10 protein-coding genes and 1 pseudogene are annotated in these 13,470 nt (G+C 72.4%); 7 read left to right on the forward strand and 4 right to left on the reverse strand.

All coding sequences use genetic code 11. The annotated features are described in order from the left end of the window. Window positions 1-102: 102 nt before the first annotated feature. Window positions 103-873, reverse strand: coding sequence for a carbonic anhydrase (locus tag ACFYX4_RS28140; RefSeq protein WP_389339130.1), 771 nt, complete (start codon window positions 871-873; stop codon window positions 103-105). Between the two features lie 256 nt (window positions 874-1,129). On the opposite strand from ACFYX4_RS28140, the gene ACFYX4_RS28145 reads away from it, so the two are divergent. After that, window positions 1,130-1,699 carry a hypothetical protein gene (locus ACFYX4_RS28145; RefSeq protein ID WP_389339132.1) on the forward strand — a complete coding sequence of 190 codons (570 nt, stop codon included), beginning with the start codon at window positions 1,130-1,132 and terminating at the stop codon, window positions 1,697-1,699. Window positions 1,700-1,735: 36 nt separating this feature from the next. Here ACFYX4_RS28145 and ACFYX4_RS28150 read toward each other — a convergent pair whose 3' ends face one another. Continuing rightward, entirely contained in the window at window positions 1,736-2,221 is a 486-nt protein-coding gene (locus tag ACFYX4_RS28150; RefSeq protein WP_389339134.1) for a DUF6174 domain-containing protein, read from the reverse strand. Between the two features lie 105 nt (window positions 2,222-2,326). Here ACFYX4_RS28150 and ACFYX4_RS28155 point away from each other — a divergent pair, with 105 nt between their 5' ends. From ACFYX4_RS28155 to htpG, 3 genes are all read left to right on the forward strand, one after another. After that, complete coding sequence (locus ACFYX4_RS28155) at window positions 2,327-3,094, forward strand: class I SAM-dependent methyltransferase (RefSeq protein WP_389339136.1); 768 nt, start codon at window positions 2,327-2,329, stop codon at window positions 3,092-3,094. Between the two features lie 58 nt (window positions 3,095-3,152). Next, window positions 3,153-3,299, forward strand: a complete 147-nt coding sequence (locus ACFYX4_RS28160; protein WP_389339138.1) for a hypothetical protein — start codon at window positions 3,153-3,155, stop codon at window positions 3,297-3,299. Between the two features lie 95 nt (window positions 3,300-3,394). After that, on the forward strand, window positions 3,395-5,338 hold the full coding sequence (htpG, locus tag ACFYX4_RS28165; RefSeq protein WP_389339140.1) for a molecular chaperone HtpG: 1,944 nt from the start codon (window positions 3,395-3,397) through the stop codon (window positions 5,336-5,338). A 543-nt stretch (window positions 5,339-5,881) separates the two neighbouring features. Here the strand turns inward: htpG and ACFYX4_RS28170 are convergent. Next, window positions 5,882-7,453 (reverse strand): hypothetical protein, encoded by a 1,572-nt coding sequence (locus ACFYX4_RS28170; protein ID WP_389339142.1) that lies wholly within the window; start codon window positions 7,451-7,453, stop codon window positions 5,882-5,884. Window positions 7,454-7,672: 219 nt separating this feature from the next. On the opposite strand from ACFYX4_RS28170, the pseudogene ACFYX4_RS28175 reads away from it, so the two are divergent. Then, window positions 7,673-8,479 (forward strand): annotated as a pseudogene (locus ACFYX4_RS28175) (FAD-dependent monooxygenase); the annotation flags it as partial. Here the strand turns inward: ACFYX4_RS28175 and ACFYX4_RS28180 are convergent. Beyond that, window positions 8,409-9,821: a M1 family metallopeptidase gene (locus tag ACFYX4_RS28180; protein ID WP_389339144.1), complete on the reverse strand. Its 1,413-nt coding sequence runs from the start codon at window positions 9,819-9,821 to the stop codon at window positions 8,409-8,411. The pseudogene ACFYX4_RS28175 and the gene ACFYX4_RS28180 overlap by 71 nt on opposite strands. Window positions 9,822-9,996: 175 nt before the next feature. Between ACFYX4_RS28180 and ACFYX4_RS28185 the strand changes: the two genes are divergently transcribed. Continuing rightward, window positions 9,997-12,159, forward strand: a complete 2,163-nt coding sequence (locus tag ACFYX4_RS28185; RefSeq protein WP_389339146.1) for an enoyl-CoA hydratase-related protein — start codon at window positions 9,997-9,999, stop codon at window positions 12,157-12,159. 191 nt (window positions 12,160-12,350) lie between these two features. Then, window positions 12,351-13,439, forward strand: coding sequence for a hydrogenase expression protein HypE (locus ACFYX4_RS28190; RefSeq protein WP_389339148.1), 1,089 nt, complete (start codon window positions 12,351-12,353; stop codon window positions 13,437-13,439). Window positions 13,440-13,470: the final 31 nt, after the last annotated feature.

The raw sequence follows: 13,470 nt of genomic DNA on the forward strand, positions 1-13,470 counted from the left end.
CCTGAACACCGACGTGGACGCATCCTCTCGTCGCTCCTTCGCCCCGCGAGCCACGACGCGCGGACCGTGGCCGGGCCGCGCGTCATGGTGGCGGGTGGCGGGTCAGGCCACGCGGTGGACGAGCTGGGTGGTCAGTTCGTAGCGGGCCCCCACGACCGTCAGCGCGCCCGACGCTATGCGCGCGGCCAGGTCGGGCTCGGCCGTGAGACGGGTGCGGACGGCTCGTATGTTGGCGTCGATCGTCGCGTCGACGCGGGCGTCGCCCTCCTTGGTGCGGTCGATGGCCGGGCTGATCTGGTCGGCGAGGTACTGGATGTGGGCCGGCAGCCGGTCGCCCGACAGATCCGCCTCCACTGCCGCGCGCACGGCGCCGCAGGACTGGTGCCCGAGCACCACGACCAGCGGTATCCCCAGCTCCAGCACCCCGTAGGCGACGCTGCCGAGCACGGCCTCGTCCAGGACCTCGCCCGCCGTGCGCACGGTGAGCAGATCGCCGAGCCCTTGGTCGAAGACCAGCTCGGGCGGGACACGGGAGTCGACGCAGCCGAGGATCAGGGCGAAGGGGTGCTGACCCGACGTCAGGCTCGCGCGGACGGCGGGCGTCTCGTCCGGGTGCCGCTCGCGGAAGGTGCGCCAGCGCTGGTTGCCCGCCGCGAGCTCACGGAGGGCCTCCGCGGCGGTGGTGGGCCGGTGGGGGAGGTGGGGGGTGCCGGAGGCGCCGGAGTTCTTGGGGGTGAGGGGGGTCGCCGACGCGGGCGCCGATCCGAGGGCCACGCCGCCCAGGGCCACGGCCCCGGCCAGGGAACCGCGCAGCAGCGCACGGCGGTCGGGGGCGTGGTGGACGGATCTGTGAGGGGTGTCTTGAGAGTTCACGCACTGGAACGTATGACCGAGCGGGAAGCGGACCGTCCGCATTGCCGAATCATGGTGAGAGATAGGGAATTCGCGACCGGGCGTTGGCTCTCTCTTGGCGTCGGACAGGGCAGCCGTTGACCATGGTGCGACCGCCCGGCGTCACGCGTGATCTCTTTCTCCCCCTTGCCGATCACCCGCCGCCCCTCGTCCCCCGGCCGCGCTAGGTTCCTGACCGGCCCGAACTGCGGGCCGTACAAAGGGGGTTGAACCACTCTTGAAGCGCCGCCACACCGTCCTGTCCCGTCCGCTGCGCAAGCTCGCCGCCGTCGTCACGGCCACCACCGCGGCCGTCGCCATGACGCTGGCGCTCGCCCCGCCCGCCGCCGCGGCCACCTACCGGTACGACTGCCGCCGTCTCGCGGGCGCGGGCACGTACAGCAACCCCCTCGCGCTGGGCAATGTGACGGGCCGGACGGTGGTGGCCGTCGACTGCCCGCCCCTGACGTCCGGCGCGGGCTACGCCCACCGCTACTTCAGCTTCACCCTCACCCGGACGGCCCGCGTCCCGTCGTACGCGGGCGCTTCCTTCGTCCTCAACCGGACGCAGAAGTCCGCGGTCAACCCCTCGCTCGCGCGCGGCCCTTACACCATCATGCGCACCGGCGCGGGCCTGTGGACGTACGACCGCGGCGGCGTCGCCAACGGGCGGTACCTGCCGCTGGCCCCCCTGCCCGGCGGCGGGGTGCTCCCGGCCGGGACCTACCGGCTGAACATGCAGAAGCTCGACTCGCCCCTGCGGTCGCTCAGCACCCCCTGGTTCAACGTGGTCGTCGCCACCCCGTGACCGCCCCGACAGCCGGCCGGCCGCCCTTGACCGTCCTCACTCGAGAGTGGGCGGCCCCGGCTCGTAGGAGTCGATGACGAACGTGGCTTCGTCGTCGATCGCGTTCTCCTCGGGGTCCAGGGTGATCCGCACGGGACGTCCGCCGGCCGCGTACTCCGCCTCCGCGATGTGCGCCCCCTCGCTCCGGGCCTGCGTCAGCATTTTCAACAACGCCCCGATGGTGGGAACTTCGGCGGGCAGCCGCTGCAACTGGTCGCGGCTGTCCGCGTCGAGGCCTACCGCCGACGTCACCACCCCGTCGCGGACGACCACCCGGAAGGTCCCCGCCAGCACTTGGGTGCTCGACGTCAACGTGTAGAGGTAGGCGGCCGGTTCACTCCAGGTCGCCGCCCGCGGAGGCTCGCTCGTCCCACTGGGTTCTGGAGAGGCGGACCAGTCGCAGGCGGCGGTCAGGCACAGCAGCACGCCCGACAGCACGGCGGCGGACAGGGCACGAGGCCGTGAGTGCACGGCAGCGGTCATGGTGGCTCCCCTGAGTCGGAGTCGGTTACCGCTGTGACGTCGGACGCCCCGGAAACGTTCGAAATCCGTTGGACAACTCCCGCCGCCCCGACCAGGGTGGGCGGCATGCGACAGGAGGACATCTGGGACGCCGACGCGGCGCGGCGCTACGACACCCCGGGCGCCGGCATGTTCGCCCCCGAGGCGCTGGAACCGACCGTGGACCGGCTGGCCGAACTCGCGGGCGGCGGCAGGGCACTGGAGTTCGCCGTCGGCACCGGACGCGTCGCCGTCCCGCTCGCCGGGCGCGGCGTGCCCGTGACCGGGATCGACCTGTCCCTACCGATGATCGAGCAGCTGCGCACCAAGGCGGACGAGACCACGATCCCGGTGATCGTCGGCGACATGGCGACCGCCCGCGCCCCGGGCGAGTACGCGCTCGTCTACCTCGTCTACAACACGATCGCCAACCTGCTCACCCAGGAAGAGCAGATCGACTGCTTCCGCAACGCCGCCCGCCATCTCACCCCCGGCGGCCGGTTCGTGATCGAACTCTGGGTGCCCGAACTGCGCAGGCTGCCCCCGGACCGGCCGGCGACGGTCTGGCGCGCCGATTCCGGCTACGTCGGCCTGGACACCTACGACGTGCTCCGTCAGCACGTCGTCTCGCACCACTTCACGATCGACGAGAGCCGGCAGGCCCGGCTGGACCGCACCCCGCACCGTTACATCTGGCCCGCCGAACTCGACCTCATGGCCCGGCTGGCCGGGTTCGAGCGGGAGAGCCGGCACGCGGACTGGAGCGGCTCCGAGTTCACCGCCGACTCGCCCTCCCATGTGTCCGTCTACCGGCTCCCGCCGGACCGGGACGCCGAGGGCGATCGGCCGACTTGAGAGCCCCCTCGGCGGGTAGGCGGACGGAGAGAGAACGTCCGAACGGGAGGAACGAGACATGAGCAGCGTCATCCAGCGCATCAAGGACTTCGCGCGCAGCCCCCAGGGCCGCCGCACGATCGAGCAGGTCCGCCGCCAGGCCTCCGACCCCCGCCGGCGCTCCCAGGCCCGCCGGCTCCTCTCCCGCCTGCGCTCCCGCCGCTGACACCGGCCGCTCGGCAGGGGTGACTGCCTGTTCTAGAGTGACTGCCGTCAGTCAGCTCCGGAGAAATCCCTGTGACCGGGAGGTAGTCGCCCACCATGCCGACGGAAACGTTTGAGTTCCAAGTAGAGGCCCGTCAGCTTCTACAGCTGATGATCCACTCGATCTACTCGAACAAGGATGTCTTCCTGCGGGAACTCGTCTCCAACGCCTCCGACGCGCTGGACAAGCTGCGTCTGGCGGCGCTGCGGGACGAGGCGCCGGACGCCGACGTGTCCGATCTGCACATCGGGATCGAGGCCGACGCCGAGGCCCGCACGCTCACCGTGCGGGACAACGGCATCGGCATGTCCCGCGACGAGGTGGCGGACCTCATCGGCACCATCGCCAACTCCGGCACCGCCAAGTTCCTCGAACAGCTGAAGCAGGCCGACGACCCGGCCGGCGCCCAGAACCTCATCGGGCAGTTCGGCGTCGGCTTCTACTCCAGCTTCATGGCGGCCGACGAGGTCACCCTCGTGACGCGGCGGGCCGGCGAGACGCAGGGCACCCGCTGGTCGTCCCGCGGCGAGGGCACCTACACGCTCGAATCGGTCGAGGACGTCCCGCAGGGCACCGCGATCACCCTCCACCTCAAGCCGGCCGACCCCGAAAACCAGCTCCACGACTACACCTCCCCGTGGAAGATCAGGGAGATCGTCAAGCGGTACTCGGACTTCATCACCTGGCCGATCCGCATGGCCGCCGCGCCCGTCGCGCCCGCGGATCCTGCCGAGTCCGGTGAGGCCGGCGCGCCCGCCGAGTCCGCCGAGCCTGTCGCGCCCGAGACGCTGAACTCGATGAAGGCCCTCTGGGCCCGCTCGCGCGAGGAGGTGAAGGACGAGGAGTACCACGAGCTGTACAAGCACATCAGCCACGACTGGAACGACCCCCTGGAGACCATCCGCCTCCAGGCCGAGGGCACCTTCGAGTACCAGGCGCTGCTGTTCGTCCCCGCCCACGCCCCGCACGACCTGTTCACCCAGGGCTACAAGCGCGGCGTCCAGCTGTACGTGAAGCGCGTCTTCATCATGGACGACTGCGAGGCGCTGCTCCCGTCGTACCTGCGCTTCGTCAAGGGCGTCGTCGACGCCCAGGACCTCTCGCTCAACGTGTCCCGCGAGATCCTCCAGCAGGACCGCCACATCCAGCTGATGCACCGCCGGCTCGCGAAGAAGGTCCTCTCCTCCGTCAAGGACATGATGGGCGCGGCGCCCGAGCGGTACGCCACGTTCTGGCGGGAGTTCGGGGCCGTCGTGAAGGAGGGACTGGTCACCGACTCCGACAACCGCGACGCCCTCCTCGCCGTCTCGTCGTTCGCGACCACCCACGACGCCGCCGAGCCGACCACGCTCGCGCAGTACGTGGAGCGGATGAAGGACGGGCAGGACGACGTCTACTTCATGACCGGCGAGTCCCGCGAGGCCATCGAGAACTCGCCGCACATGGAGGCCTTCCGGGCCAAGGGCATCGAGGTTCTGCTGCTGACCGACCCGGTCGACGAGGTGTGGACCGACTCGGTGGGGGAGTACCAGGGCAAGCGGCTGCGGTCCGTCGCGAAGGGCGAGATCGACCTCGACGCGAACGACACGGACGAGCCCGCGGAGAGCAGGGAGAAGCGGGACGAGGAGTACGCCGGCCTGCTCGCCTGGATGAAGGAGCAGCTCGGCGAGGACATCAAGGACGTACGGCTGTCCTCCCGGCTCACCGTCTCCCCGGCCTGCCTGGTCTCGGACGCGCACGACCTGACCCCGGCCCTGGAGAACCTGTACCGGGCGATGGGCCAGGAGGTGCCCCGCACCCAGCGCATCCTCGAACTCAACCCGGACCACACGCTCGTGAAGGGCCTCAACCGCGCCTTCAAGGACCGCGAGGACCGCACGCCGCTCGCCGAGACCGCCGAACTCCTCTACGGTCTCGCCGCGTTGGCAGAGGGCGGGCGGCCGAAGGAGCCGGCCCGGTTCGTCCAACTCCTCGCCGACCGCATGGAACAAGCCTTGTAACCGGCGCAACTGCGGGGCGCTGGTACGGAGTTGTGACGAAGTGTGCGTGTTGCGCGGGGCCGAATGTCAGTGCCGTGGTGAAGGATGCGAAGGAAGTGAGATCAACTCCGGCCGGGCCGGGTAGGCGGTCTCGTGTCCCTGCCACCGGAAAGGCCCCCGTTGATATCGCCCAACCTCCGTTCCGGCGCTCCGCTCAGCCCCTCGGCGGCCGACGTCCTGCGCATCGTCAACGACTCCGGCACGCCCGTCTTCGTGACCGTCCACGCCAACGGCCGCCGTAGGTACAGCTATTGGCAGCCGCTGGACCCGCGCACCGGCCGGGGAGGGTGCTACACGGCCCTCCCCACCGCCGAGTGCGACCAGCTGCACGCCGCCGGCCGTATCGCCCTCGGCGAGCCCCTCACCGACCCGACCAGGACCATCTACCGGGTCCGGCCCACCCGCGCCGCGGCGGCCCCCGCCCGCGCGGTGCGGGAGGGGGCCCGCCCGAGGCCGAGGGCCGAACGGGGCCGCCTCAGGGCGGCCTGAGCGGCACGAGCCGGCTCAGAAGCCCGAGCCGAGCGTCTGCGTCGTGTACGCGCACTCCGTGTAGATGTAGCCGGACTCCAGCTTCGCCGTGTCCGACGCGGGCGAGGTGGAGGAGGTGCCGCCGCTCGACTTGTGCACGAAGTACGTGGTGCCCGGCGGCAGGCTGATGGTGCGCTGCGGGTAGTTCTTGCCGCTGTCGCTGCACGGCTCGAAGTACGGGCCGATGGTGCTGGCCAGCGAGTACGCGCGGCAGCTTCCGCACGCCTTCAGGGACAGGCTGCCGGTGACCGGCCCCGTGAACAGCACGGTCACCGCGTCCGGGCTGTCGTTCTTCACCGTCACCGAGATGCTGCCGCCGCTGCGCATCGTGGGCAGGCTCTTCCCGGCCGCCGGCACGGTCTGGGCGACCTCCGCCGCGATCGCGATCTTCTTCGCCAACGGGACGTTCTTCGCGGTCTTGTTGGCCGTGACGTACTCGTTCATCGTGGTCCGCGCGTCGTCGAAGTCGCCGTCCCGGTACTGGTCCACACCGCAGGTGTAGGTGCCCGCGGCGGCGCTCGCCGTGGCCCGCTGGGCGTCCTTGGCCAGAGCCGCGTCCACCCCGGCCTCCTCACCGGGCAGATCGGTGATCCGCGAGGCGAGAGAGCGCAGCCGCTGGACCGCCGTGCACGGCTCCGCCCCGCGCAGCCCCTTCTCCTCCCGGACGACCGCGGCGTTCACCGCCGGCTGGACCTTCGCCGCCGGCGCCGACTTCGGGAAGGTGGTGAGCAGTTCGCCGAACTGCGCACCCCAGGTCGACTGGTCGGCCGCGAGCCCCCGTGACGCGCACTCGTACAGCGAGGTCGCCAGACGGTCGTCGGGCCACTTCTCCCACTTGCCGAGGTCCGTCTTCGACACCCGGTCCGGGACCGTGCGCAGATACGTCAGCGGCGCGATCGCCGTGCAGTACTCGCCCTGCTCGTACGCGGCGCCGATCGTGGTGTAGTAGTCCTCCATGCGGCTCGGCACCCGGTCGGCCGCCCGGGAGCCGGGATGGTCGGCCACCAGATCCTCGTAGGCCTTCAGCGCCTTGCGGTAGTCGGCCTCCGCCGCGGTGAACTCCTTGCCCTCGGACGCCGCCACCAGCCGGTCGGCCTCCTCCAGCCGGTCCAGCAGCATCTGCTGCACCGCCTCGTCCCGCTCCGCGTCGTACCACACGACGCCCCCCGCCGGCACGGCGAGCAGGAGCAGCCCCAGCGCCAGCGCGAGCGGCGCGCGTCCCGGCCACACCAGCCGGGTGCGCAGACCGACGCGCGCCCCGTGCGCCGCCGCGAGCACGAGGAACACCGCGTACAGCACGATCGCCGCCCCGGGGACCCCGTCCGGGTCGGCCGGCAGCGCCGTGAACAGCAGAACGCCGGTGACGATCCAGCACAGCGCCATCAGGGCCCAGCGGCGCGTCAGTGCGTAACCGAGGCCCAGACCACTGAGGTTGAGCACCGCGACCGCGACCGCTCGCGCCCCGTCGGCGGGGGGCGGCGGCGGGGCCGCCGGCATCGGTGGGACGAAGAAACCGTTGTCGTATCTGCCGTACCCGCCGTCGGACATGGCGTCCTCCCCCGGTCAACTCCGCACGCCTGTCTGTGATTTGTCAGTGTACGAGTAATTGGGCAATGCCGACAGAGCAGGGCGGAGCGCCTGTGACGCCCGTTCCGCTCCCCACCGCTGGCTCCCGCCGGCTCCCGGTGGCCGCCTCTGCCCCGCCGGGCGGCGACGGGACGGGGGAACACGGGGCCGGTCCGCAGTCCAGGCACCCAGGCACAGGGAGGCGCCCAGGGCATGAACACCGGCATCCAGGACGCCTGCAACCTGGCCTGGAAACTCGCCCTCGTCGTCCGTGGAGAGGCGGGGCCCGCCCTGCTCGCCACCTACGACGCCGAGCGCCGCCCCGTCGGCGAGGAGGTCGTCGGCCGGACCGTACGGCACGCCACCCGGGGCTTCGAGTCCGAACCCGAAGCCCCCGCGACGCTCATGCTGCGCGAGGCCCAACTGCTCGTCGGCTACCGCGAGGGCCCACTCGCCGCCCGCCCGCACGGCCCCGCCGACGCGCCCCAGCCCGGCGACCGCGCCCCGGACTGCGCCGGACTGACCACGCCCGTCGCCGCCTACCCGCTGCGGCTGCTGGACGTCCTGCGAGGCCGCCCCGGACACGCGGTCCTCCTGTACGCGACCGACCTGAACGACCTGACGGAGGCCGCGGCGAGCACCGCGACCGCCGCCGGGACCGACGCCGCCGGAAGCGACGCCGCCGGAACCGACGCCGCCGGAACCGACGCCGCCGGAAGCGACGCCGTGGTGACGATCGCCGTCCTCGCCCGCGACATCCCGCCGACCGCCCCCGACACCCTCGCCGTCCCCGCGTACCGCGACACGGCCGGCGAGTTCGCCCGGCTCTACCGTCCCGACGGCCCGACCGGCTTCGTCGTGCGCCCCGACGGGCAGCTCGGCGCCCGCTTCCCCCTCGCCGACGCCGCGACCGCCCTCGCCGACTGCCTCGCCCTGCTCACAGGATGCGGTACTCCGCCCAGAACGGGCCCAGGTCCTCGTCCGTCGCCGACTGGGCGGCCCGCTTGAAGTCCGCGGTGCTGGAGACCCCGTACCAGTGGTCGCGGGCGTACCGCTTGAGCATCCTGGCCATGGCGTCCGCGCCGAGGACGGTCTCCAGACGTGCGAGGGCGCACGGGCCCGCCGTGTACACGACGTAGTACTCGCCGCGATGCGCGGACCAGTAGGCCATCGAGCGGGTGAGGGCGGTCTCCTCGCTCGGCCAGTCCGCCTCCGACCAGCACTCGCCGGTGTCCCAGCCGTAGAAGCGCGCGGTGGCGTACTGGGCGAAGCTCTCGTCCAGCCAGGGCGCGTCGTACTGGTCGTTGCCCACGATGCCGTACCACCACTGGTGGGCGATCTCGTGGACGGCTGCGCCGCCCTCCTCCGTGGTGCCGAGCAGGACCAGCCCGGGATACTCCATCCCGCCGCCGAACCCGGCGGTCATCACCAGGTCGATCTCGCCGTACGGATAGCGGCCGAACTCCTCGCCGAACCGGTCGACGGCGGCGACGCCGTCCTCGCGGTTCAGGCGCACGCCCTCGGCGGGCGCGTCCGGCGCCCAGTACGAGCGCACGAGCACGCCACCGGGAGAGGTCTCCGTCGCCGTGCGGAACGGGCCGGCCGCCCACGCGAAGTCCCGCACCCGGTGTGCGACGCTGAGCGTGACCGTGCGGCCGGGACCGCCGGGCAGGGTCCGGGTGCGGCCGGTCGCCGGGACCTCCAGGGCCGACGGATGGTCGAGGCGGACCCGGAAGTCGCCGACCAGGGCGTAGAAGCTCTCGCCCGTCGCCACATACGGATCCAGGTGCCAGCCCTTCTCGTCGTGCACGGCGAGCACCGGCAGCGCGTTGCCCAGGAACCGGAACGCGCCCTCCCGCCCGAAGCGGGCGTTGCGCTCGGGCACCGTGACGGACACGTCGAAGGCGAGGCTGGTGCGCTCGCCCCGCGTCAGCGGCTTCGGCAGCGCGATGCGCAGCGCGGTGCAGTCCACCGTGAGCGGCCCGGGAGTGCCCCCGCGCACCCCGGACACCGTGACGGGGGAGGGCGCGCCGGGCGAGCCGCACCCGTCGACGCCGTTGCCCCACAGGCGTACGTACACCTCGTGCAGGGGCCGGGCGGAGGCGTTGCGGAACGACACCCGCTGCCGGCCCGTCCAGCGGGAGCCGTCGGCGTCGGCCCGCAGCGTCACGTCGTAGCTGAGGCGGTCGGGCGTCGCGGCCGTGACGCTGTCCGGCCGGGCCGGCGGAGCGGCGACGGCGTCGGCCACCGTGGCGGCCGTCGCCACGAGCGAGGCGAGCAGCGCGATGAGCAGACGGCGAAGGGCAGTTGAGGACCACACGGGTGAGGACCACACGGGTAACGGAGACATGGCAGCGGATCCTGCCACACGACACCGCCGTCCGACCCCCTTCCGATGGTGGTGATGCCTGCTTTCGGATGACTCGCCCGTCTGTCGCCGAAGCCATCGGCCCGGCATCCCGCACGATCGCTGTCGGCCGGGTCCTCCCCGCCCACGGCCCCCGCCCGTCCGTCCGGAGGCAGCAGTGCACATCCTGCTCGTGGCCAGCGCGTTCAACAGTCTCACCCAGCGCGTCCACGCCGAACTGCGCGACCACGGCCACACCGTGGCGGTCGAACTGGCCCTGCCCGGCAGCTCGTTGACCGAAGCCGTACGACGGCACGCGCCGCGGCTCGTCCTGGCGCCGATGCTGAGGACGGCGATCCCCCGGGAGGTGTGGTCCGCGCACACCTGCCTCGTCGTCCACCCCGGCCCCGTGGGCGACCGTGGCCCGTCCTCCCTCGACTGGGCCCTCCACGAGGGCGTCGACCAGTGGGGCGTCACCGTCCTCCAGGCCGACGAGGAGATGGACGCCGGCGACGTATGGGCCACGGCCCCCTGCCCCCTGCCCCCGACAGGCAAGAGTGACCTGTACCGCAACGAAATCGCCGACGCGGCCCTCAAGGCGGTCCTGCTCGCAGTCGCCCGCGTCACCTCCGGCACTTACACGCCACGCCCCCAGAACCCGTCCGACGCGCCGCACCCCCAGCGCCCGTCCGACGCGCCGCACCCCCAGGGCCCGTCCGACGCGCCGCACCCCCAGGGCCCGTCCGACGCGCCGCATGCCCAGGGCCCGTCTGACGCGGCGCGCCCCCAGGGCCCGCCTGACGCGCCGCATGCCCAGGGCCCGTCTGACGCGCCGCGCCGCCAGGAACCGGCTCATGAGCCGCACTCCCAAGGTCCCGCTTACGCGGGGCACTCGCTGGGGCCGGCTGACGCGCCGCGCTGCCAGGGACCGGCTCATGAGCCGCATCCCCAAGGTCCGGCTCACGCGCCGCGCTCCGAAGACCCAGCTGACGCGCCGCGTCGCCAGGGACCGGCTCATGAGCCGCACTCCCAGGATCCGGCGCAGGCCCCGCATCCCCAAGACCCGGCCCAGGCCCCGCACCCCCAAGCCCCGGCCCCCACCCCGCACCCCCAGAGCCCAGCCCCCACAAACCACACCGGTCCCCGCACCCGCCCCTACCTCGACCAAAGCGTCCGGCGGATCGACTGGGCCGGGGACTCCACGACGACCGTTCTGCGGAAGTTGCGGGCCGCGGATTCGCAGCCCGGTGTGCTGGACGCGTTGCTCGGTGGTGAGTGGTATCTCCATGGCGGGCACCCGGAGGGCGAGCTGCGGGGCCGGCCCGGGGAGTTGCTGGCCACCCGGACGGGGGCGGTCTGCCGGGCGACCAGGGACGGCGCGGTGTGGATCCCCGAGCTGCGGCCCCGGCGCGTCCCCGGAGCGCCGCCCACCTTCAAACTCCCCGCCGTCCAGGCCCTCGGCGACCTGCTGCCCGCCCTGCCGGAGGCCGCCCTGCCCCCGCTGTTCGACGCACGCCGCCCCACCTGGGCGGAGATCCGCTACCGGGAGGAGGGCAACGCGGGCTTCCTGTCGTTCTCCTTCCCCGGCGGCGCGATGAGCACCACGCAGTGCAGGCGCCTGCTGGCCGCCTACCGGGAGGCCTGCGCGCGCCCCACCTCCGTGCTGGTGCTGGGCGGCGCCCGGGACTTCTTCTCCAACGGCATCCACCTCAACGTCATCGAGGCCGCAGCCGACCCCGCCGCCGAGTCCTGCGCGAACATCGAGGCCATCGACGACCTCGTCGAAGCGGTCCTCACCACGACCGACCGCCTGGTGATCTCGGCCGTCGCGGGCAACGCCGCCGCGGGCGGGGTGATGCTCGCCCTGGCGGCGGACGAGGTGTGGTGCCGCTCCGGAGCCGTGCTGAACCCCCACTACCGCCTGATGGGCCTGTACGGATCGGAGTACTGGACGTACACCCTGCCCCGCCGGGTCGGCCCCGCCGCGGCCGAACGCCTCATGAGCGAGGCCCTGCCGGTGAGCGCGGCGAGCGCGGAGCGGCTCGGCCTCGTCGACCGCGTGCTCGACCACGGCCCGGGGGACTTCGCCGCCGAGACCGCCCGCCTCGCCGCCCGGCTGGCCGCGCTGCCGGCGAGCGCGGCCCGCATCGCCGCGAAGAAGTCGGCGCTGGACCGGCTGGAGAGCACGACCCCGCTCTCCGGCCACCGGGAGCGCGAGCTGACCCGCATGCGCGCGACCTTCCTCGACCCCGACGCCCCCTACCACGCCCTGCGCCGCGCCTTCGTCCGCAAGGAACGCCCCCCGCACACCCCGCCGCATCTCGCTGCCACCGCTCCCTGAACGCGGCTCCCTGAACGCGCCCGGCGCGCACCCGCCGCCCACCCGCCGATTTCAAACGTCTCCGACGCCCCGGAACGCACATCACCGCAACGGCCCAGGCAGACGTCACCTCACGAGCGGACGGCTGATACGAAGAACGCTGACGGTCGAAATGCAGACCTTCATCCCATTCCTCCCCAGGAGGCGGTCCCATGACTGAGGCGACGCCGGACACGGTCGGCGCTGCGGACGCCGCAGGCGCGCCCGCCGACGAGGCGCCCCCCATCCACATCCTCTGGATCAACGCCGGGCTGAGCTGCGACGGCGACTCGGTCGCGTTCACCGCGGCCATGCAGCCGAGCGTCGAGCAGATCGTGCTCGGGGTCCTGCCGGGCCTGCCGAAGATCGCCGTCCACTGGCCGCTCATCGACTTCGAGTGCGGCCCGGTCGGCGGCGCGGACACGTTCATCGAGTGGTACTTCAAGGGGGAGCGGGGCGAGATCGACCCGTTCGTGCTGGTCATCGAGGGCTCCATCCCCAACGAGGACATCAAGCCCGAGGGCTACTGGTGCGGCTTCGGCGACAACCCGGAGACCGGCCAGCCGATCACCACCAGCGAGTGGATCGACCGGCTCGCGCCCAAGGCCCTCGCGGTCGTCGCCATCGGCACCTGCGCCACCTACGGCGGCATCCACGCCATGGCCGGCAACCCGACCGGCGCCATGGGCGTCCCGGACTACCTCGGCTGGGACTGGAAGTCCAAGGCCGGCATCCCCATCGTGTGCGTGCCCGGCTGTCCGATCCAGCCCGACAACTTCTCCGAGACGCTCACCTACCTGCTCTACCAGGCGGCCGGCTCCGCGCCGATGATCCCCCTCGACGACAAGCTCCGCCCGAGCTGGCTCTTCGGGGCCACCGTGCACGAGGGCTGCGACCGCGCCGGCTACTACGAGCAGGGCCAGTTCGCCCTGTCGTACGACTCGCCGAAGTGCCTGGTGAAGATCGGCTGCTGGGGTCCCGTCGTCAAGTGCAACGTGCCCAAGCGCGGCTGGATGAACGGCATCGGCGGCTGCCCGAACGTCGGCGGCATCTGCATCGCCTGCACCATGCCCGGCTTCCCCGACAAGTTCATGCCGTTCATGGACGAACCCCCCGGGGCGAAGGTGTCCAGCAACGCCAGCGGCGCCTACGGCGCGGTCGTGCGCAAGCTGCGGTCCCTCACGGCCAGGACCGTGGACAAGGAGCCCAAGTGGCGGCACACCGGCGACCGGATCACCACCGGCTACCGGCCCCCCTGGTGAGCCGCCGCCCCACCCCGACCACCCACCCCGA

The sequence above is a fragment of the Streptomyces sp. NPDC002328 genome, from assembly GCF_042890065.1.
GTDB lineage: Bacteria > Actinomycetota > Actinomycetes > Streptomycetales > Streptomycetaceae > Streptomyces.